Annotated in this window: 22 protein-coding genes; all 22 read right to left on the bottom strand. The window is 30.8% G+C overall.

All coding sequences use genetic code 11. The features are described 5' to 3' along the window. Positions 1-19: 19 nt before the first annotated feature. The 22 genes from TTHE_RS06855 to TTHE_RS06960 all read right to left on the bottom strand — a co-directional run bounded on the left by TTHE_RS06855 (position 20) and on the right by TTHE_RS06960 (position 22,977). Positions 20-838, bottom strand: a complete 819-nt coding sequence (locus TTHE_RS06855) for a PHP domain-containing protein (protein ID WP_013297862.1) — start codon at positions 836-838, stop codon at positions 20-22. Positions 839-888: 50 nt separating this feature from the next. Further along, positions 889-1,149: a stage V sporulation protein S gene (locus TTHE_RS06860; protein WP_013297863.1), complete on the bottom strand. Its 261-nt coding sequence runs from the start codon at positions 1,147-1,149 to the stop codon at positions 889-891. A 77-nt stretch (positions 1,150-1,226) separates the two neighbouring features. Then, positions 1,227-2,006, bottom strand: a complete 780-nt coding sequence (locus TTHE_RS06865) for a TIGR00282 family metallophosphoesterase (protein WP_013297864.1) — start codon at positions 2,004-2,006, stop codon at positions 1,227-1,229. Positions 2,007-2,111: 105 nt separating this feature from the next. Further along, positions 2,112-3,662, bottom strand: coding sequence for a ribonuclease Y (gene rny, locus TTHE_RS06870; RefSeq protein WP_013297865.1), 1,551 nt, complete (start codon positions 3,660-3,662; stop codon positions 2,112-2,114). Positions 3,663-3,751: 89 nt separating this feature from the next. Next, positions 3,752-6,313, bottom strand: coding sequence for a sbcc family protein (locus TTHE_RS06875; protein WP_013297866.1), 2,562 nt, complete (start codon positions 6,311-6,313; stop codon positions 3,752-3,754). After that, positions 6,314-7,534: a metallophosphoesterase family protein gene (locus tag TTHE_RS06880; protein WP_013297867.1), complete on the bottom strand. Its 1,221-nt coding sequence runs from the start codon at positions 7,532-7,534 to the stop codon at positions 6,314-6,316. Positions 7,535-7,552: 18 nt separating this feature from the next. Then, complete coding sequence (locus tag TTHE_RS06885) at positions 7,553-9,151, bottom strand: ATP-binding protein (protein ID WP_013297868.1); 1,599 nt, start codon at positions 9,149-9,151, stop codon at positions 7,553-7,555. Continuing rightward, positions 9,148-9,720 carry an HAS-barrel domain-containing protein gene (locus TTHE_RS06890; protein ID WP_013297869.1) on the bottom strand — a complete coding sequence of 191 codons (573 nt, stop codon included), beginning with the start codon at positions 9,718-9,720 and terminating at the stop codon, positions 9,148-9,150. Before TTHE_RS06890 ends, TTHE_RS06885 begins: the two co-directional genes overlap by 4 nt. Continuing rightward, on the bottom strand, positions 9,717-10,883 hold the full coding sequence (locus TTHE_RS06895) for a DNA double-strand break repair nuclease NurA (RefSeq protein WP_013297870.1): 1,167 nt from the start codon (positions 10,881-10,883) through the stop codon (positions 9,717-9,719). Before TTHE_RS06895 ends, TTHE_RS06890 begins: the two co-directional genes overlap by 4 nt. 1 nt (position 10,884) lies before the next feature. Further along, complete coding sequence (locus tag TTHE_RS06900) at positions 10,885-11,484, bottom strand: regulatory protein RecX (protein ID WP_013297871.1); 600 nt, start codon at positions 11,482-11,484, stop codon at positions 10,885-10,887. A 40-nt stretch (positions 11,485-11,524) separates the two neighbouring features. Then, positions 11,525-12,556 (bottom strand): recombinase RecA, encoded by a 1,032-nt coding sequence (gene recA, locus TTHE_RS06905; protein WP_013297872.1) that lies wholly within the window; start codon positions 12,554-12,556, stop codon positions 11,525-11,527. 59 nt (positions 12,557-12,615) lie between these two features. Beyond that, positions 12,616-13,860 carry a competence/damage-inducible protein A gene (locus tag TTHE_RS06910; protein ID WP_041587443.1) on the bottom strand — a complete coding sequence of 415 codons (1,245 nt, stop codon included), beginning with the start codon at positions 13,858-13,860 and terminating at the stop codon, positions 12,616-12,618. A 13-nt stretch (positions 13,861-13,873) separates the two neighbouring features. Then, the gene (gene pgsA, locus TTHE_RS06915; RefSeq protein ID WP_013297874.1) at positions 13,874-14,410 is read right to left on the bottom strand and encodes a CDP-diacylglycerol--glycerol-3-phosphate 3-phosphatidyltransferase; all 537 of its coding nucleotides are present in this window, start codon (positions 14,408-14,410) and stop codon (positions 13,874-13,876) included. Then, positions 14,407-15,720 carry a 30S ribosomal protein S12 methylthiotransferase RimO gene (rimO, locus tag TTHE_RS06920; RefSeq protein ID WP_013297875.1) on the bottom strand — a complete coding sequence of 438 codons (1,314 nt, stop codon included), beginning with the start codon at positions 15,718-15,720 and terminating at the stop codon, positions 14,407-14,409. Before rimO ends, pgsA begins: the two co-directional genes overlap by 4 nt. Before the next feature lie 80 nt (positions 15,721-15,800). Further along, complete coding sequence (locus TTHE_RS06925; protein ID WP_013297876.1) at positions 15,801-17,969, bottom strand: FtsK/SpoIIIE family DNA translocase; 2,169 nt, start codon at positions 17,967-17,969, stop codon at positions 15,801-15,803. A 91-nt stretch (positions 17,970-18,060) separates the two neighbouring features. Continuing rightward, entirely contained in the window at positions 18,061-18,273 is a 213-nt protein-coding gene (locus tag TTHE_RS06930; protein WP_013297877.1) for a YlzJ-like family protein, read from the bottom strand. Between the two features lie 6 nt (positions 18,274-18,279). Next, entirely contained in the window at positions 18,280-18,981 is a 702-nt protein-coding gene (locus TTHE_RS06935) for a ClpP family protease (protein WP_013297878.1), read from the bottom strand. A 51-nt stretch (positions 18,982-19,032) separates the two neighbouring features. After that, a complete protein-coding gene (gene dapG, locus TTHE_RS06940) occupies positions 19,033-20,268 on the bottom strand; it encodes an aspartate kinase (protein WP_013297879.1) in 1,236 nt (411 codons plus the stop codon). Positions 20,269-20,345: 77 nt separating this feature from the next. Continuing rightward, a complete protein-coding gene (locus TTHE_RS06945; RefSeq protein ID WP_013297880.1) occupies positions 20,346-20,603 on the bottom strand; it encodes a YlmC/YmxH family sporulation protein in 258 nt (85 codons plus the stop codon). 18 nt (positions 20,604-20,621) lie between these two features. Continuing rightward, on the bottom strand, positions 20,622-21,074 hold the full coding sequence (gene dut, locus TTHE_RS06950) for a dUTP diphosphatase (RefSeq protein WP_013297881.1): 453 nt from the start codon (positions 21,072-21,074) through the stop codon (positions 20,622-20,624). Beyond that, positions 21,064-22,314, bottom strand: a complete 1,251-nt coding sequence (locus TTHE_RS06955; protein ID WP_013297882.1) for a M16 family metallopeptidase — start codon at positions 22,312-22,314, stop codon at positions 21,064-21,066. The genes dut and TTHE_RS06955 overlap by 11 nt, the downstream gene beginning before the upstream one ends. A 15-nt stretch (positions 22,315-22,329) precedes the next feature. After that, complete coding sequence (locus TTHE_RS06960) at positions 22,330-22,977, bottom strand: polysaccharide deacetylase family protein (RefSeq protein ID WP_423250151.1); 648 nt, start codon at positions 22,975-22,977, stop codon at positions 22,330-22,332. Positions 22,978-23,070 lie beyond the last annotated feature (93 nt).

Raw genomic sequence — 23,070 nt, forward strand, 5'->3', positions numbered from 1 at the left:
CTTATTTTTGATATTATTTCTACACCAAATTACTTCCTTTAAGTTTTTCTATATACTTATAATCTAGTTTTACAGTTCCAAGCAAATATTCTCCATCCACGTCTACTCCATGAAAATCAGATCCACCTGTTATTAATAAGTTATTTTCTAATGCGAAATTCTTAAAAAATTCTATATCAGTCTTACTATGTTTAGAATGATATACTTCTATCCCTTTTAAACCATTTGCAATTAGATGTTTTATAATTTCTTTGTCAATTAAAAGTCCAGGATGAGCTAAAACTGGAATGCCGCCGGCATTTGTTACCATTTTGATTGAGTCAAAAGGATGTAATCTGTATCTCTTAACATATGCAGGTTTATCTTCGCCTATATATTTATCAAAAGCTTCTTTTACGCTTTTGGCATAACCTGCTTTGACTATCGCTCTTGCTATGTGTGGTCGTCCTATAAACGACTCTTTTGTATGTGATAATACATCATCATATGTTATATTGATGCCCATTCCATTAAGCTTTGATATTATAAGTTTTGCACGGTTAACCCTTGATTCCCTAATATCTTTAAGCTTTTCCATTAAATCATTATTTTTATAATCTATGAAATAGCCCAATATATGTACATCTTGTCTATCGTCATATGAATTCAACTCAATTCCCGGTATTATTTCTATACCATATAATTTTGAAGCTTCTTTGGCTTCATCAATTCCATCTAACGTATCGTGGTCAGTTATAGCAATTGTACTCAAGTTTTCATTTTTAGCCATTTGTACTACTTCTTTTGGTTTACATGTTCCATCAGATTTTGTTGTATGTATATGTAAATCGCCAAACATTTATTTCCACTCCTAATATTAAACTAAAAACAACCTATTTTGCAGGTTGTTTACCTTGGTTCTACAATTAATTTAATGGCAGTTCGTTCTTCGCCATCGATTTCAATGTCTGTGAAGGCTGGTATACAAATCAGATCAATACCACCAGGTGCAACAAAACCCCTTGCTATTGCTACTGCTTTTATTGCTTGATTTAATGCACCCGCACCTATTGCTTGTACCTCAGCTCCACCGCGTTCTCTAAGTACTCCAGCTAGTGCACCTGCTACTGAATTTGGATTGGACTTTGCTGAGACCTTTAAAACCTCCATCGTATATCCCCCTTTTAATATATCGAATACATTATCTATATTCTACAAAAAAATTAAAAATCCTTCTTTAACGATATTTATATGTAATTTTTGTTTATTCTATAAATATCAATACACTTTCCTGTATTTTCATCAATATTTATGACTAATCCATTTATCTGTGCAGGTCCTTTTGCTATATCAAATTTTACAGGGATAGACGATGTAAATTTTTTTATTATCTTATCTTTATCCATTCCGAGAACTGAATCATATGGTCCTGTCATACCGACATCTGTTATAAATCCCGTGCCACCAGATAAAATTTTTTCATCAGCTGTTTGAACATGTGTATGTGTCCCATATACGCAGGACACTCTTCCATCTAAATAATGCCCTAAAGCTATTTTTTCTGATGTTGCCTCTGCATGAAAATCTACAAGTATTATATTCGTATGTTCTCTCAATGCTTTTACTTCATCGTCTGCAATTAGAAATGGGTTCTTATTACATTGCATAAACACAGTCCCTTGTAAATTTATAATTCCTATTTTAACGTTGTTAATATTTAGTAATGAAGAACCTCGCCCAGGTGTATTGGGAAGGTAATTTGCAGGTCTAATTATCCTTTTTTCATCATCAATAAAATTGAATATCTCTTTTTGGTCCCACACATGATTTCCCATTGTTAATGCAGATATTCCCATTTCAAAAAGCTCATCTGCTACTTTTCTAGTTATTCCATTGCCCCCTGCCGCATTTTCAGCGTTAGCAATAACCAAATTTATTTTATTTTCTTCAATTATTTCCTTTAATTTCTCTTTTAATATATTTCTTCCAACTCTTCCAACTATATCGCCTATAATAAGGGTATTCATAGAAACCTCCATTCTCTATACATAATATTATTATATTACTTTAATTAGAATTTATAAATCTAATTATAAATCTAAAAGCGTGCATATGCACGCTTTATTTCAAATTTATTTAGCATAGTCAACTGCAATTGTTTCCCTAACCACAATAACTTTAATTTGCCCAGGATACTCTAATTCCTCTTCAATCTTTTTAGTAATTTCTCTAGCTAACATAATTGTGGATTCGTCATCAATAATTTCAGGTTTTACCATTATTCTTATTTCGCGTCCAGCTTGTATTGCAAATGACTTTTCAACACCATCAAATGAATTAGCGATTTCCTCCAATTTGTTTAGACGTTTCAAATACGATTCAAGTGTTTCACGCCTTGCGCCAGGTCTTGCTGCTGATATGGCATCTGCAGATTGAACTAAAACCGCTTCAACAGTTTGCGGCTCAACGTCATTATGATGTGCCATAATAGCATGAATTACTTCATTAGACTCATGGTATCTTTTTGCAAGATCAGCACCTATCATTACATGAGGACCTTCTATTTCATGATCAACTGCTTTTCCTATATCATGTAGCAATCCAGCTCTTTTGGCTATATTAGCGTCTGCTCCTAATTCATACGCCATAAGTCCTGCTAAATGTGCAACTTCAATTGAATGTTTTAATACGTTTTGTCCGTAGCTAGTCCTAAACTTCAATCTTCCAAGTAATTTAATCAATTCAGGATGAATTCCATGAACACCTGTTTCGAATGTTGCTTCTTCTCCAGCTTTTATAATGACATTATCTACTTCTTTTTTTGCTTTCTCTACCATTTCCTCAATCCTAGCAGGGTGTATTCTTCCATCTTCTATCAATTTCTCCAATGCTATACGTGCAACTTCTCGCCTTATTGGATCAAATCCAGAAATAACTACAGCTTCAGGCGTATCATCAATAATCAAATCGATACCTGTTAAAGTTTCCAGAGTCCTGATATTTCGCCCTTCTCGTCCAATAATTCTTCCTTTCATTTCATCGTTTGGTAAAGCGACAACTGAAACTGTGGTTTCAGCTGCGTGGTCAACCGCGCATCTTTGAATAGATGTAACTACTATTTCTCTAGCTCTGCTTTCAGCTTCCTCTTTCGCTTTTGCTTCTATATCTTTTATCATTAACGCAGCTTCATGAGAAATTTCATTTTTAACATCATTCAACAAAATATTTCTGGCTTCTTCTCTAGTTAATTCTGATATTCTTTCTAATTCTTCAACTTCTTTTTGATGCATAATTTTAATTTCTTCTTCTAAATTGCTAATTTCTTTTTGCTTTTTTTCAATTAAAGCATCTTTTTGTTCTAATGTTTCGGCTCTTCTATCGAGAGACTCTTCTTTTTGGATTAAACGCCTTTCCATTCTTTGAAGTTCGCCTCTACGATCCCTTACTTCCTTTTCCAGATCTGTCCTTTGTCTGTGAATTTCTTCTTTTGCTTCCAACAGCAATTCTCTCTTTTTATTTTCACCATCTTTTTTTGCATTTTCCAAAATAGTACTGGCCAATTCTTCTGCACTTTTTATTTTGGATTCCGCTATAAATTTACGTACGAAATATCCGATAAAAAGACCAATTGCTATAGCGATTAATACAAATACTGCTAAAATTAGTGGACTAATGTTGTTAATACGCCTACACCTCCTTTGTTGATACTCATTTTATATTTTAGTCCTATTTCAAAATTATGTCAAGTTAGGCTCCTTGCCAATCTCCATGATTAAGAATATACTATGTGTGAACCATTTTCATCTTTTGTTATTTCTATCGAGTATGGAAAACTATCTTTAAGTTCATCTATATGCGTTATAACAATTATTAATTCAAATTCATCTTTTATCATATTTAAGACATCAATAATATTTTGACGCCCTATTACATCTTGTGACCCAAAACCTTCATCTATTATTAATGTTTGTAAATTAACTCCTGCTCTTTTTGATAAAAATTTTGATAGTGCAATTCTCAATGCAAAGTTAATCCTGAAGGCTTCACCTCCACTGAATAGTTCATATTTTCTTTTGCCAAGTTCATCAGAGATCTCTATATCAAGGGTTTCCTGTACCGAACCACTTTTATTAGTCTTTTGAGTTAATAAACTTACATACATTTTCCCATCTGAAAGTTTAGAAAGAAAATTATTTGCTGTATCTTCAAATTCTGGCAGAGCATTCTCGATTATAAGTGCTTGTATGCCTTTCTTGCTAAAGGACCTTTCTAATATCTCATAATAATGTATTTCAGTCAAATAATTATCTTTTTCTTTATTTAAGTCATCAATTTTCGTTTCTAAATATTTGATCCTGCTTATTCTGTCAGAAATTGATGCTAAATTTGCATTCAAGTTTAGAAATTCATTATTTGAAATATCTAATTTTTGTTTTAGAGATTTAATATCATTTATTAATACATCGTATCCGCTGCATTGAGATTTAAAATACTCCAAAGCTTCTTTGTCTTTTTTTAAGTTTTCAGTGTACATGTCTATCGTTTTTTTATAATTGCTGTATGTGTTTTGATAATCAACAATATTTTGTTTTGAGATATTTAGCCTTTCATATTTCTTTTCATAATCTCTATATTTTTCATATTTAACTTTTATGTCTTCATAAAATTCCACTGAAAAATTCAACTCTTTTAACTTATTTTCAATTGAAGCCAACTTTTCTATTTCTTTAACTGCATATCTATTGCTATTTAAACGATCTGATATATCTTCTATTTTTCTTTTTAATTCATTTAACTGGTTTAAAAGATTTTCTTTGTCTGATAGATTATTTTTTAATGTGTTTATATTAGCAACTAATCTTTCACGCTTTTGTTGTAAAATCGATAGATTTTCTCGCTCTTCTCTTAAAACTTCTAAATTATTTTGTTCTTTTAAAATTTTATCTTTGAGTATAGATATTTCTTTTTTATACCCATTAATTTTTTCTTTAAAATCGCCTAGCAAACTACTTTTCTTATCTTGATCAAGAGGCGAATTACACAAAGGACATTTAGCATCTGTTTTTAATATCGTATTATAATTTTCTTTAAGTTCATTAATTCTATCGTTGCAGCCTTTAAATGAAGCTTTAAGTTCGGCTATTTTTTGAGTGCACTTTTGGATTTCATCTTCATTATTCATTATTTCATCTTGTAAATTGCTGAGCTTTTCTAGCTCTTTTTCCAGAGTTTCTACTTCTTTAGTATTATTTTCAATATCTTTATATTTTTCTAAGCTTTCATTGTATTTAAATTGCAAATTCTTAAGCTCTAATTCGGTTTCTTTTTTCAATAAACTAATATCGTTTTTTATTTTCATTTTATCTTTTTCAAGAACATTAAATTGCATATATTTATTATCTAGCTCTTTTAATTGATCTTGCAATGACTTAAAAGTATTGTAACCTTCAATAATAGAATCTTCATTTTTTATAAGTTTGTTGATTTCATTTATTTTATTTTTAAGGTCACTCAGCATAAATTTATATTCTGAAATGACTTTTTCATCCATTTTAATTCTCTCGATGTATTCATTGTACTTTATTATAGTATCGTCCATGTTTCGCTTTTTTTCTTGCAATATGTTCATTTCATTGTTTAACTTATCAATTTCAGATTTTTTTTCATTGCACTTTTTAGATAATTCTTCCTTTTGATTGATTAATTCATTTTTATCTTTTATTTCATTCATATACAATTTTAATTGTTCATCTATTATATTAACTTTTTTTTCATATTCATTTCGCTTTAATTTCGACTTTTCTTGTAATTTGTCATAGATATCTAAGCCCAATACTTCTGAAAATATTTCTTTTCTTTTAGTAGGATCAGCCTCTGAAAAGAAACCGTATTTATTTTGTGGCATAAATGACGATGCTACAAAAGTGTCATAATCCAGCATAATGGTTTTTTCAATCTTGTTTTTTGTGTCTTCCAATTTTTCTTGAGTTAATGATTTTAATGTTCCATCATCGTTTATAATATTAAATTCCAAAATGGAATTTGAATTCCTTTTTTTCTTTCTTAAAATTCTATATTTAGTATTATTGATTTTAAATATGAATTCTACTTCCATTTCATCAGCACCAATTCTTATAAGGTCATCACTGCCTCTGCCTGCACTATCCAATCCTCTGGCTCTTCCCCATATACACCATGTTATAGCATCCCAAAGTGCTGACTTACCATTTCCGTTTTTACCTACGATTGCTGCTACATGAAACCTTGTAAAATCCATCACTTCATGTTCAGAATAAGACATAAAGTTTTTTAAAGTGAGTTTTATTGGTACCATTTATTTATTCACCTCTTCAATTAGTTCTTTATATAAGAGGGAGGCTCTTTTTAATAGCTCATTTTTATCCACATCTAAATCAATAGATAAGAAATATTTTGAAAGTGCATCTAAAGGGTTTAGTTGTTCGTTAATCTCGGGATTCCTTAAGGCTCCTTTATCTATATCAAAATCCCTTTTAATTCCAACAAAATAATATGAATTTTGAATAAAATATTTATTAATTTCTCTATATCGTATATGTTTATCAATCTCTTTTGTAGTTTTTAAATTTAATCTTACAATAGATTTACTAAGATCATACCTTTTTAATTTGTCTAATATTTCTTCAGTAGGTGAAATATTGCTTTTGACTTGTATATTAATGGTTTTGAACTCTCGTGAATTTGTACTGATAAATTTATGTAGTACTTTTTCACCATCTATAATAACATGGCAAAATCCCTTTTCATCCCTTTCTTCTCCAAAATCTATTTTCTCTATACTTCCACTGTATACTGTAAGAGGTGTATCCCAGACAACTTGATATTTGTGTATATGTCCAAGAGCTACATATTTATATTGATGTCTAGCAATAACACTTATAGGAACGACGACGTCGTCACCAATCATTATACTTTTTTCACTGCTTGTTACGGCACCTGTGACTGATAAGTGTGCGGATAAAATTGATGGTATCGATGAATCAAGTTTTGATGTCAATATATCTAAAATCGTATTTATTTTTTCTACCATTTTTTTGTTGATATCATCGATACTTAAATTTTTGCTTTCTTCCAGTTTAAGTAAAAAACTCTTTGGGAAATATGGCAGACACGCGATTTGTATTGGACCGTTTTTAGTTTTTATAAGAAAAACGTCTGGTTTATTTGCCACATATACATTGTCTACATCCAGTATTTTATATATATCGAAGGCTCTTGCTTTTGAATCAGAATTAGGCTGATCATGATTCCCATTGTTTATGACGACAGGTATGTGTTGTGAAAGGCGTTTAATCCTTTTGGCTAATTCGCGTTGCTGTGTAGGATTTGGCTCTCTCGATTTATACATGTCACCCGAAATAACAGCTATATCACAATTTTCTATTGAATAATCGACAAACTTATCAAAAGCATTTAGGAAATCTTCCAATCTTGTATTTAAACCGGTTTTTTTATTGATAGTTCCATAATTTTCAATGCCAATATGTATATCAGCGGTATGAGCGATATTTATCACAGTGTTCACCTCTTCTAGTTAATCTGGAAACAATTCATCGATCTTTTCTTTTTCTATTAATTCCAAAAAAGGCTTATCTATAAAGTCACTATCATTAAAAGTTGAAACATCCTTATAAAATTCCTGATCATAATTTCTTGTCTTAATAACAACTGGCATTGGTACAGCATGGCCTATTATTAAAGCTTGTTGCTTTTGGTCAAGGCTTGCCAATACATTCCTTAATTTTGAAGCGTTATTTACACCAGATAAGAATGAACTTATATCATTGTCATCTTCTAACCTGCATGTAATCTTTGTGCCAATCTGTGACATTACTTCTGTATCAATTTGAGATGTTCTCTGATCCACAATCAACAACGTAACATTATATTTTCTCATTTCTCTTGCTATTTCTCCCATTGTAGTCTCTTTAGATATAGATGGATCTAAAAATCTATGTGCTTCTTCCACTGTAATGACTAAAGGTAAGGGACCTTTGCTGTTATTTGCTATAGCTTCTTCTGATTTTTTAACGTACATGTCATGTATATGTCGCGTTATTATGTTCGCTACTAGCATGTAGCCTAATGTAGAGACATTACCAAATTCTATTACGACATTTATTCCATTCTGTAAATAATCCATTATCTGTTTAATACAGTCATTTGGAGTTACATTCATCAAAAAAGGCAGTTTTGTGAACCTTTCTAATTTTCTTCTTAAAGCTTGCAGTGAACTTCCATTAGCACCTATTTCCAATGCATATTCATCGATTTCTGATGCATCAATGTTTAAAAAGTTATACAACCAATTATTACCTTCTTTTTTCATTATTTGATATATACTCTCAATTGCTGTGCTATTCAAATTCAACATAGAATTTAAAAGCAAAATATCATCAGGAGTTATCTGATTGTAAGCTATATTTAAAACACCGTCTATAGGTACTTGCCTTCGTAAAGAAGATTCTCTATCTAAAGTAAATATAGCAACTTTACTCCCAAATAATTGCTTTAATCCTTTTACATAACCGCTGTTTTCACTTTTTGCACCATAACCATATTCGTTGTGTGCATCAAAAATAAGGCTTACAGCAAGCTTAGATTTTACTAATCCAGACAACAATAGTCTTGTTAAGTACGTTTTTCCTGTACCTGCACGTCCAAAGATACCTGTGCTTCTTTCGACAAGTTTTTTCAAATTTATGCAAATTGGAATGTCCATTTCAGGTGGTGTACCGATGTAGAAATTCTCATCAGAAGGTTCTCCAAAAACTGCATATATATCGTCTTTATCTGCATCTAAAGCATATGAACCATAAGATGGTATTGATTTAACAGTTAATGGATTTTGATTTTCATCAACTTGTATCATTGGTGATAGTGTAATAACACCGTACACTCCTGTTCCTTCTATTATTTTTTCATCTATCTCGCTATCAAAATCTGTTCCACTTATCATGATTTGAGGATTCACAGCTTCATATTTAATATCTGTTACCATGCACAAATATTTATTTTTCTTTCCGGCGACAACAACAAAATTGCCAACTTTTATATCCTCTATAATGCTGTCTCCTGTAAGCTTAATATCTAAACCTGATGATATAGAGCCTCTAAAAAGTTTACCTTTCATATGTTACACATCCTTTTTATTGTTACATATCTATCAAAATCATTTTTCAATAATCTTATTAATTCCTTGCCTACATCTATTAAATAAGATTCTTCATGGTTTGTAGCATAATATAAGTTTCTTATAGCAGCTGCAATAAGTTCATCTTCTACACCTGTTTTTCCATTTAATATATATTTTATAAAGTTGAGATCTTCCCTTATACAATTTAGATCATTATCATCACATTGATAAGTAAATGCATGTATTTTTACTGGCTTAGGAGGGACTAATCCTATATACCTGTCTTTTTTATAGCCTATTATTTGAACATCGAAATACGTATGCATCAATTCAAAAATCTGCGGTTGTTGCATTTTCAACTCTTCTTCGGATAATCCAAATGCAACTGGCCTCCTTGTTTGATCATCACTCATCGTGGAAACATTGTAGACAATACCATATATAGTTATGTCGTTTGATATTGCCTTTACAAAACTTCCAAAATCAGGACCGTCATTTAACTTTACAGATTGGCATGTAAATCTCAGTGTACTTGTTTCTATTACTTCGCCAATATGATTTTTCATAAAATACTACTCCTTTTTCTCTGTGTTTTATATGAACGTGATATTTTGATGCCATTTTTTACATATAAATTTGACAGAATATTGTAAAACAGATCCCTATCAGCACCTGTAACAACGGCTTGTTCATGTGCTTCTGATAGCGATATAGGATATCCATTCCCTTTTTTTGACTGATCATAGCATATGAAATGTACTAAATCTAAATTTCTTTTATCATTTGCAACCCAATATGGAATTTCTATTCTGGCAATTTCATATCCGGTATTGAGATAAAAGAATGCAATTTTATGATCACCGTAATTTTCCAATATATGTGATGTACTTAAAAATAATGGAGACCTCTCTCCATTTTTAAGTATTTTTAAAAATAAATCTGCGTCATTTATTTTGTTTATCATGCTGCATGGCAAACTTTTATCATTTTTTAAATAAGGACAATTATTGCAATTTACAAAATCTTGTGGGCACAATGATATCCGAAGCATATTTATAAAATCATTGCTTTTAGGTGAACTAATGTACCCAACAATAGGTGTATTAAACTTTTGAGCAGTATCAAAAGTTGTAAGTATATTGTCAATTATAAATTGCTCATTAGGATCTCCCTGCACCATCCATTCAATCAAAGTGCCGTCAATAAAAGCGATTTTATTTTCGTCTTCTACTCTTGATATACATTCGGCAACTTTGTTGTATTCCATAATTGTTCTTTTAAATGTTATATCTTTTGCGCTAATTAATGTTTTTATTCCACCATACTCCTTATATAGATCATCTTCATTAAAATATAAAGTCGGTTCTGATTTTAATTCGGCATTTGAATTTTTCCCGTAATTAAATATCACATAGCCTATGTTTATCAAGTAGCATAAGCGAACTTCATGCCTATCAGGCATTATTTGAGAACCATCTACTGCTATAACACTGTAGTTTTTTGCTACTTCGCATACAGGTTTTGTATCATTTAAGCTTTCGATAGGAATTGCAGTAAGCCAAGATGTTTTGCTTGACTTTATCTTTTTAATCAATTCATCTTCCGTGCCCTTTACTTTATTAAACTCATCAAGAGCATATTTTAAATCCTTAATCAGTTCATTAAATACATTTTTTTCGCTTTTTATTAAAGCATTAATTAATGGAATCAACTTAGAGCTATTTAGCAATTTATTTAACCTCCTCATCTAAGAGGACTTTATTTATGTCTTCAATCATGAATCCCTTTCTGAACAAATAATTTTTGATTTTTAATTTGTCATTTGTGGAAACACGTTTTTTGATAATCAATTTTTTAATCGTATCTATTTCATCTTCATATAATTGGTCAAGCTTAGATGTAATTATTGAAGGATCAATTCCTTTTCTATAAAGCTCATTGTATATTCTATATTTGCTGTAAAGCCGTTCCTTTTTTTCTTTTATATATAACTCTGTATAATATTCATCATCTATGTAACGCTGTTTAATCAGTTTTTCTAAAACATTATTGATTATAGAATTATCATAACCCATCGATTTTAATTTATTTATAAGTTCCTTTTTGGTTCTCATAGAATATGAAAGAAACTTTATTGAATCATTATATGCACTTTTATTAATCAAGTAGTTTACATAATAATTATATTGTTCCTCATTTATGTCAATTCCTTCTTCTAAATTAAATTCTTTTTTTTCTTCATAAGAAACTGAAAATGCATATTTATTGTCAATATAAACATTAAATCGCATACTATTGTTTTTTTGTTTTTCAATGTTCGTAATCTTCATTTTATCACCTTTTATAGAAAAATAACCCTATATAGGGTTACTATTCTTGTTCAATTTCGTCATCACTAACTGACTTCTTTGTTGTTACTAAAAGATTAAAATTTTCTCTAATTTTATTTTCTATTTCATCTGCAATTGACTTATTATCTTTCAAATATTGTTTTGCGTTCTCTCTGCCCTGTCCAAGTCTTATGTCGCCGTAAGAATACCATGCACCACTTTTATCAATTATATCGATGCTTGCAGCTAAATCCAAGATGCTGCCTTCTCTAGATATGCCTTCGCCATACATAATATCAAATTCTGCTTGCTTAAATGGAGGTGCAACTTTATTTTTTACAACTTTTACCCGTGTTCTATTGCCTACAACATCATTGCCCTGCTTTATAGCATCTACTTTTCTTACATCAAGGCGAATTGTAGAGTAAAATTTTAAAGCTCTACCGCCAGGAGTTGTCTCCGGATTTCCAAACATTACGCCAACTTTTTCTCGAAGCTGGTTTATGAAAACAGCTACAGATTTTGTCTTACTTATAATGCCAGATAATTTTCTTAAAGCTTGTGACATAAGTCTTGCCTGTAATCCTACATGAGCATCTCCCATATCACCATCTATCTCTGCTTTTGGAACGAGAGCAGCAACAGAATCGATTACTATTACATCGATAGCACCGCTTCGCACAAGTGCCTCCACAATCTCAAGAGCTTGTTCACCTGTATCAGGTTGGGAAACCAATAAATTATCAATGTTAACACCAACGTTTTTGGCGTATGCGGGATCCAATGCATGTTCTGCATCGATAAATGCACCAGTTCCTCCTAATTTCTGTGCTTCAGCTAATATATGCAATGCAATAGTCGTTTTGCCAGAAGATTCTGGGCCAAATATTTCTATGATTCTTCCTCTTGGTACTCCTCCCACTCCCAAAGCTATATCAAGGTCAATAGAGCCAGTCGAAATAACCTCTACATTAAGTTTACTGTTATCACCAAGTCTCATTATCGAGCCTTTTCCAAATTGTCTTTCGATTTGACTTATAGCCATATCAAGGGCTTTTTGTTTTTCTATCATAATTTCTCCTCCCGCCAAATTTAGGCAATCTTCATAATTCAATTATATATTAGGAAAATTTAATAGTCAATTTTTAAACCAGTCAAATGTCTTCTCAACATGTCAAGTGCATGCATTGCAGAATTTAATCTTACTTTATCTCTATTACCATTTGAAATTAATTTTTTTACGTATATTTCATCTTTGTATGCAAGTCCAATGTAGACTAATCCAACAGGTTTTGCAATCGTACCTCCACTTGGGCCAGCTATTCCTGTAATAGAAAGTCCGTAGTCTGTTTTTGAAATATTTTTTACGTTCATAGCCATTTCTCTTGCTGTCTCTTCACTTACAGCCCCATGTCGTCTGATAATCTCACCTGAAACCCCCAAAATATTTTCTTTTGATTCGTTACTGTATGTTATTGCACCAAATTTAAAGACTTCAGAAGCACCTGGTACGCTTGTAATTTTTTCTGATAACAACCCACCTGTACATGATTCAGCCGTAGAAAGCGTAGATCCTTTGTCTTTCAACAAATTAAGAACTATTGATTCCATAGTATCATCATCTACACCAAAAATATATTCACCAAAAATTTTTCTTAAACTTACTTCAATGTCATCAATCATTTTTTTGGCTTTTTGAACATCATCGGACTTGGCAGTTATTCTTAATGTAACAAAACCATTTCCAATAAGTGGCGCAACAGTTGGGTTTTTTGATAACAACATATCACTTACCATCGTCTCAACTTTTGATTCTCCTATGCCAAATATTTTTATTACCCTAGAAACAATGATGTCATTGCTTAATGACTTTAGGAATGGGTAAACATAATTATTAAACATAGGTATCAATTCTGAAGGAGGTCCAGGCAATATTACAACTTTTTTACCGTTTTTTTCAAAAATACATCCTGGTGCAGTACCATTGTCATTTGGCAAAATTTTAGAACCTTCTGGAAATAAAGCCTGCTTGTAATTATTTTGAGTCATTTCTCTCATTGATTTTTTAAAATAAGATTCAATCTTTATTTTTGTATCTATGTCTACAACAAGCTTAAGTCCAAAAAACTCTGCCACCGTTTCTTTAGTTAAATCATCCATTGTTGGACCTAAACCACCAGTTAATATTATGATATCAGAGCGATTTGAAGCAATTTTTAGACATTCCAAAAGTCTACTTTTATTATCACCTACATTAGTTTGAAAGTAGACATCAATTCCCAATGAAGTTAACATTTCAGATATAAATTTTGCATCTGTATTTGCTATTTGTCCAAGAAGAAGCTCTGTACCTACAGATATTATCTCACATTTCAACAATAACACCTTCTCATTCTAATATTATGTTTCTACATTTTACAATATAATCTATGCCTGAATAGACTGTCAAAAATAATGCAAGATATATTGCTACAGTAGAAAATGGAAAAAAGATATATTCAAACGGGTAATTATTTAACATTAGAGAAATAATTGCTATTATTTGAAATGTAGTTTTATATTTTCCAAGATTACTAGCTGCAATTACGACTCCTTTATTAGCACCTATTGTTCTTAAACCTGTTATTATAAACTCTCTAGATAAAATAATTATCACAATCCAACTTTGAATACGACCAAGCTGAATTAAAACAATTAAAGCCGAAGAAACCATAATTTTATCGACAAGGGGATCCATAAACTTACCTAAATTTGTTATCTGATTGTACTTTCTTGCAATATATCCGTCTAGTTTGTCAGTCAAGGAAGCAATTGCAAATAAAACTGCTGATATTATGTTGCCGTATTTAATACCAGATAGCATAACAATTATAAAAAAAGGAACCAATATTAATCTTGCTATAGTAATTTTATTTGCTACGTTCACAACAACTCCCCCATTAAATCATAATCAAATGCTTTGGAGATTCTAACTTTAACAAAATCGCCAATATTTAATTTTCTATCTGACTTGACAAAAGTAACTCCGTCAATATCGGGTGCATCAATATAACTTCTACCATAATATAAACCGTCTTTATAACCCTCTATAACAATTTCTAATTCAGTACCTATTAAGCTCTTATTATTATTTAAAGATATATTTCTTTGTAAGAGCATTATTTCGTTGTACCGTTTTTGCTTTATTTTTTCTGGAACTTGATTTGGCATACCATATGCTTCGGTATCTTCCTCTCTAGAATACGTAAATACACCCAATTTATTAAATTTCTTTTCTTTGATAAAATCTTTCAAATCATCAAATTCAGTATCTGTCTCACCTGGAAATCCAACTATAAATGTTGTCCTTATTACCATTCCAGAAATAGTACGAAGTTTGTCTATTATTTCTTCAATTTTTTCTTTTTGTGTATTTCTTTTCATCCGTTTAAGAACATTATTATTTGAATGCTGCAATGGCATATCAACATATTTCAGTAATTTGCTATTTGTTCTGATCTCTTCTATTAGTTCATCAGTTATGCTGTCTGGATAAGCATATAAAATTCTTATCCATTTTATTTCATCTATTTTAGACAATTCTCTCAATAAAGTTGGTAACATAAATTTCTTATATATATCAATACCATATTTTGTTGTATCTTGTGCAATCAAAATTAATTCTCTTACACCATTTTTAGCCATTATTTTTGCTTCATTAACTAAATCCTCAATTTTAACGCTTCTATAATGACCTCTAAGTTTTGGTATTATGCAAAAAGAACATTTATTATTACACCCTTCTGCAATCTTCAAATAACCATAATGTTTTGGAGTACTTAACATTCTTGGTGAGTTTGCATCATCTAATTCATCAGCATGGCCATATTCTAAAACACGCTTGCCATTTAAAGTACTTTCAATTATTTCAGATATTTTTAGAAAATCACCAGTTCCTATGACTGCGTCTAATTCTGGTAAATTGCTTAGAAGCTCTTCTTTATATCTTTCGGATAAACAACCAGCTGCTATTAAAGATTTTAATCTTTTTTCTTTAAGCTTACCCATTTCAATTATATAATTAATTGATTCTCGCTTAGCACTTTCAATAAATCCGCAAGTGTTTATAATCAATACATCGGCATCATTTTCGTTATTTACAATGTTATATCCTTTTTCTTTTATTATTCCAAGCATTTTTTCAGAATCAACTGTGTTTTTTGCACAACCCAGTGATATTATTCCGACATTTACCATTTAAAACTCCTTTCATTTAATTAATTCTTCTTTATTTACAAAGAAAAGTATATACTATATAAATTATATTGTAAAGAATATTATCTACCCGTTATCTTTTTTATTTCCTCTTCTGAAAGCAATATTTGCCTTGGTTTGGAACCATCATAACCGCTTATAATTCCCTTTTGTTCCATTTGATCTATTATTCTAGCTGCTCTGGCATACCCTATACGAAGCCTTCTTTGCAACATTGATATAGAAGCTTGTCCGGTTTCTACAATAATATTAATTGCATCGTTCATTAATTCATCTTCTTCTATATCTTTATTTAATGAATTTTTAGGCTCAACAAATATTTCTTCATATTTTGGCTCTGATGTATTTGTTTTTAAAAAGTTTACTATATCCTCTACCTCTTTATCAGATATAAAAGCACCTTGAACGCGTATTGGTTTTGATTCACCAATCGGATAGTACAGCATATCACCTTTCCCTAGCAATTTTTCTGCACCTGCCATATCCAATATGGTTCGCGAATCTATTTGAGATGTTACTGCAAATGATATTCGTGATGGTATATTAGCTTTTATGACACCTGTTATTACATCTACTGAAGGTCTCTGTGTTGCAATCACTAAATATATACCAGCAGCTCTTGCCATTTGTGCTAATCTGCATATGTATTCTTCTACTTCGGCAGGTGATACCATCATAAGATCTGACAATTCATCAACAATAACGACTATTTTAGGCATTGCATTGACGCCATGTATTTTATTATATCCATCAATATCTCTAACATTGTTTTCTGCAAAAGTTTTATACCTTTCTGTCATTTCATTGACAGCCCAGTTAAGAACACCTGCAGCTTTTTTAGGATCAGTAACAACAGGTGTAAGTAAATGTGGAATCCCATTATATATGTTTAATTCAACAACTTTTGGATCTATTAATATCATCTTCACTTTGTCGGGTGAAGCTTTAAACAAGAGGCTTACAATCAACGTATTTATACAGACACTTTTACCTGAACCTGTAGCACCAGCTATTAATAAGTGCGGCATTTTAGATAAATCAGCAACAACTATATTTCCAGCGATATCTTTGCCTAATGCTATTGTTAAATCTGATTTGCTATCTCTGAATTTTTTCGTATCTATAACTTCTCTAAGGGTTACAACTGATATCTTTTCGTTTGGTACTTCAATACCAACAGCAGATTTCCCTGGAATTGGCGCTTCGATTCTTACAGATGGTGCCGCAAGGCTTAATGCAATATCGTCAGTTAAACTAACTATTCTACTAACTTTAACACCAGGACTTGGCTGTATTTCGAATCTTGTAATAGCTGGTCCTCTGCTGACCTGAATTACCTTTGCGTCAATAGCGAAGTTTTTCAAAGTTTGCTCTAATTTTCTAGCGTTTTCTATTATTAAATTATTATTAAGTTTTTGCTGTGGTGTACCTTCTTTCAACAAAGTTATAGGAGGATAAATATAATTATCACTTGCTTTTTCCACATTTCCATTTTTAGTTTTTGACTGATTCTTATAATCTATGTAATTAGCTTTTTCTTCTTTTTCTTCGAAAACCGGTTGGATAATTTTAAATTGTTCGTCATCTTTTTCCTCTATTTTTTTTCTTTCACTTTTACTTATAGGCTCCTTTTCTATTGTAGTTGGCATATTGTCTTTATTTTCTATTTTTAGTATCTTTTTTTTGCTTTTATATAAGTCTATCAATTTATATATGTATTTATATGCTGATTTTATAGCTTCAATGAAAGAGATATCTGTAAGAATTATGCCACAAATGATTAATGTGGCGATTAATAGTAGCCAACTTCCTACGATTCCCAAAAACTTGATAAGTACGAATACAATAATAGCAGCAATCGCACCACCACCTGAGTTTTTATTGCCATATTTTACACTATCGATCACATAATTTTTAAAAAGTCCAATATCATGATACAAATATATTTGAGCTATACTTATAAAACATAAAAATATAATTAATAGATAAATAATTTTCTTATAATCTAAAAAGTCTTTACTTTTAAATAAAAGAAATAATGCATATATAAAAATTAATAGAGATAAGGCATATGCTCCAATACCAAATAAACTTTTTAACAAAATTACTATTTCTTTACCAACTATACCAGTCGTATCTGAATAAAGGCTAATCAAGGAAATAATTGAAAAAGTTAAAAATATTATACCAAGTACTTCATCGCTGAAATTGTTTTTTGCTTTTGCTTTCATTATTATCACCCAATAATTAATTCTACATTTTTCATTAAAATCCTTTTTCTCAAAAAAATAGATGTGCTAAACACATCTATTATAGCATAATTTATATTTTTTTAAAATCAATTGAATTTCCTGGCATATATTTAGTTTCTAAATAATCATTCGGATTTGTTGAATATAACCTTATAATTTTATACCTGTTTTCTTCTTTTTCTAAAAGAAACATTTTTCCTTCTATATTTGTTTCAATAATATTATCTTTTATTTCATCGCGATGTTCAAATATAAGCTCATATGGTATTATTGTATATAACATTACATATCACCTTTTATTTTCTTTTTCTTTAATCAACTGTTGAAGTTTATTTATTGCTTCAGAAACACCTCCAACCTCATCAATTAGGCCATAATCTACAGCTTCTTTACCTACTAAAATGGTACCGACATCATTTGCTAGTTCTCCTATTTTTAGCATAAGATTCATAAAAGCGTCTCTTTTAATTCTTGAATTTCTTATCACAAACTCAACTATTCTGTCCTGCATTTTATTGAAATAGTCAAATGTTTGAGGCACACCTATTACTAATCCTGTCATCCTTATAGGATGGATTGTCATTGTTGCACTTGGCACTATAAAAGAATAATTGGACGACACTGCTAGAGGCACACCTATACTATGCCCACCACCTAATACAATTGATACTGTTGGTTTCGATAAGCTAGATATCATTTCCGCTATAGCTAATCCTGCTTCAACATCACCTCCGACTGTATTTAATAGTATCAATAGGCCTTTTATTTGAGGATTTTCTTCGATAGCTACCAGCTGTGGAATTATATGTTCGTATTTAGTTGTCTTGTTCTGCGGTGGCAAAATAAGGTGCCCTTCAATTTGGCCAATTATTGTAAGACAATGTATACTACTTTCGAAGTTTGGTAAATTTGTTTGTCCAAAACTCTGTATGTTCTGTTGTACTGCTGTGTTCGTTTGTGGAGGTAAGTCATCATTTTTAAATGTATCCATTTTATCACACTCCTATAAATTTAGTATAAAAAAATTAGCGCATATTATGCGCTAATTGTAATTTTCTAGCTTAAATTCATCGTGTAAAACTTTAACAGCTTTATCTGCTTTATCTTGACTTACAAGGCATGATATAGTGTTATGAGAGTCAGCCGTTTGATAAATTTCAATGCCATTTTCAGATAATGATTTTATTATTCTTGCCATGACACCTGGCACACCACGTATTCTGTTGCCAATTATTGAAACTTTACTGCAATTTTTCCTTTTTTCGTATTTTATTTGATTTTCATTTAATAACTGTTCTAATTTTGCTAAATCAAACTCAGAAATAGTAAATATTTTTTTGTCAGGGAAAACATTTATCAAGTCAATGCTGATTTTTGCTTCTGCAATTTTCCCAAATATATCTTTATCATCTTTATCTAAATCCATAATAATTTGAACTCTGTTATTCATATTTGCTATTCCTGTAACAAGATTATCAGATTCATAAATATTATTATAAACATTATTGTATTGAGTAATTATTGTTCCAGGGCTATCAGTCATTGTATTTTTTATTATCAACGGTATATTGCCTCTCATTGCAATTTCTACTGCGCGTGGATGTATAACTTTAGCGCCTTGTTCTGCTAGTTGAAAAACTTCATTATAACTTATTCGTTTCAATATGTGTGCGTTAGCTACAATTCTTGGATCAGCAGTCATAATGCCATCTACATCTGTATAAATTTCGACAGCGTATGCCTTCAATGCTTCGCCCAGCAGTGCAGCGGTCGTATCACTGCCACCTCTACCTAATGTTGTCACATCACCATCTACTGTTATTCCTTGAAAACCTGCCACAACAGGAATTATATTTTGATTTAAAGCATCAAGAATGTACTGCGGCTCTACTCTAATTATTTCTGCATCTCCGAAATTATCATCTGTAATGATTCCTGCTTGTCCTCCAGTAAAAACTTTTGATTTATAGCCTCTGCTGATCAATGTATTGGCAAAAATTACGCTTGAAATGATTTCACCACAGGACATTAATATATCAAGTTCTCTTTTGGGTATATCCTTATATATGGATTTTGCAAAGTTAATCAATGTATCAGTTGCATAAGGATCTCCACTTCTTCCGATAGCTGATACTACGACAACAGGCATAAATCCTTGTTCAATAGCATCTACTACTTTTGATACTGCCATGTTTCTTCTTTCAGCTGTTGATACTGACGTGCCTCCAAATTTTTGAACTAAGATGTTCGTATTAACCACCCTTTCATTATATGTCATGCCAAATAAAAAATCATTTTAATAATATTATACTTTATTGTGTTAATAAAGGAAAGTACATTTTCCTTTATTAACAATCATAAAAATTTTCTCATCCTATCGAGTTCAACTTCAACAATTATCATATCGTTACCTATTTTTTTAACGTATTCCCATGGTATTTCTACATAATTAGGCTTGCTTCTAAAAAGAGAGCCTTTTGATTCGTATACAATAATTGAATTTATTTTCCCTGTATTTTCATCTATTATAAGATCTGAATCTTCTATCAAGCCAAGTTTTTTGCCGTCATTTAAATTGATGATTTCTTTATTACCAAATTCACTTAATCGCATTTTACCCTCCCTCTAAAATTATAGACCTGTATGGCCAAAACCATTTTCACCTCTTTCAGTATCATCTAATTTAGATACTTCTAATATCTCTGGTAATTCTACTTTATTTATAATCATTTGGGCAATTCTAAGACCTCTTTTGACGATAAAGTCTGATTTTCCTAGATTAATAATTATTAATTTAATTTCACCTCTATAATCAGAATCAATGGTACCAGGTGAGTTTAACATTGTTATACCATTTTTTAGCGCAAGTCCACTTCTAGGACGAATTTGTGCCTCATATCCTTCGGGTAATTGTATCATTATACCTGTTTCAATCAATTTAATTTCGCCTGGTTTTATTATTACATCTTCTTTAACTTTTGCATACAGGTCCATGCCTGCAGCACCACTGCTCATGTATTTTGGCAGAGGCAAATCTAAAGCGTCATCGGTTTTTTTTATTTTAAGTACTATTTTATTGTTCAATTTTCAACCATCCTATCTGTTTTTCATTTATATTTCCTACTACAGAAATTCCTAACTGATCTATATTAAATATTTTTTTTGCAAGATTATTTACATCTTCATATTTAATAGACTTTATTTTATCTATTATATCATCAACAGTGTAAATTTTTCCTAGAAAAAGTAGCGATTTTCCTATTACAGACATTCTGCTACTAATGCTGTCCATATCCATTAAAATACTTATTTTAAGTTGTTCTTTAAATTTGTCGATTTCATCTTCTGAAAAACCATTTTCTTTTACGCTGTATATTTCATCATTTATAAGTTCATATACGTCCTTCAAATTTTCAATTGATGTGCTAGCAAATATTGTAAACGCACCTGTGTCAATATATGTGGATGGATATGAATATATTGAATATACAAGTCCTTTTTCTTCGCGTATTTTTTGAAATAGCCTAGAGCTCATACCACCTCCAAAGGCATTGCTAATAATAGATAGAGAATATATATTTTCAAATGAGTATTTTATGCTAGGCATACTTAAGCATATATTTACCTGTTCAAATTCTTTGCTTTTAAAAATAATTCCTTTTTTCCAGATGGGCTTTTCCACTATTTTGCCTGTTTCGGAAGACATAACGTTTGATGTTTTTTCAGCAATAGAATCAAATATTGAATCGTCAAAATTTCCAGCGATAGAAATAACAATATTCTCTTTTATATAATTGCTTTTATAATATTTTATTATTGTGTCTCTATCCATTGATTTTATGGTGCCTTCTGTGCCAAGAACCGGAAATGACAATGAATTGCCATTCCAAATAAGGCTTGACAACATGTCATATGCAAGATCCTCTGGAGAATCATTATTCATGTTTATTTCTTCAATGACAACTTTTTTTTCTTTTTCTATATCATCACAGTTGAAAAGAGGATTAAATACCATGTCAAAAAGTACATTAATTGCTTTTTCTACGTATGACTTGTATACTTTAACGTAAAAGCAAGTACTTTCTTTTCCTGTAAATCCGTTTAGCTGTCCTCCAATGTTATCAATTTCTTCTGCAATGTCTTTAGCATTTCTTCTTTTTGAGCCTTTAAACACCATATGTTCGATAAAATGAGATATACCATTTTGTTCTTTTTTTTCATGTCTTGAACCTACTTTTAGCCATATTCCTATATAGACTGAACTAACGTATGGCATTCTATAAGCTACTACGTCTATATCATTAATCTTCTTTTGTATGTACATTTACTACCTCCTCGATCATTTTAAAATATTTGAAACGTTGGTAATTACATAACCTTTCTCCTTTAAATCTTTTATAATATTAGGCAGCGCTTCTACCGTTCCTTTAGTGGGATGCATTAATACAATTGCTCCATTGTGTGCTTTTTTTACAACTCTGTCGATAATATTGTTAACTCCTGGGTTACTCCAATCAATGGTATCAAGACTCCAAAGAATAACTTTATATCCCAAATTTTCAGCGGTCTTTACAACGTCATTGTTAAAATCGCCGTATGGTGGAGCAAAAAGATTGGGTTTAACGCCAGTTATTTTTTTAAGTACATCTCCAGCTTTTGTGATATCTTCTGTATATTTTTCCTTGCTCCACTGCGTATATTTAACATGGGTATATCCATGACTTGCAATTTCGTGGCCTTCTTTTGAAATCTGTTTAACTATTTCTGGATTTTTTTCTGCCCATTGCCCTTCAAAGAAAAAAGTTATTTTTATATTATTTTCTTTAAATATTTCTAACATTTTTGGAATATATTCATTTCCCCATGCTACGTTGCACGCAAAAGCTATCTTTTTTTCGTTAGCATCTCCTCTATATATAGGATCATTTGTGTTAAATGTAGCTATAGAATGATTAATTAATATGCCTAATAAAATTATTGCAATAATTATTACTAAAATCAATAAAATAGTAGATTTTTTAGGGTATTTTATATAATATATTTTCAATGCTAACACCACCTTATCTATTTTCTTACTAAA

Source organism: Thermoanaerobacterium thermosaccharolyticum DSM 571, from assembly GCF_000145615.1.
Classification (GTDB): Bacteria; Bacillota; Thermoanaerobacteria; order Thermoanaerobacterales; family Thermoanaerobacteraceae; genus Thermoanaerobacterium; species Thermoanaerobacterium thermosaccharolyticum.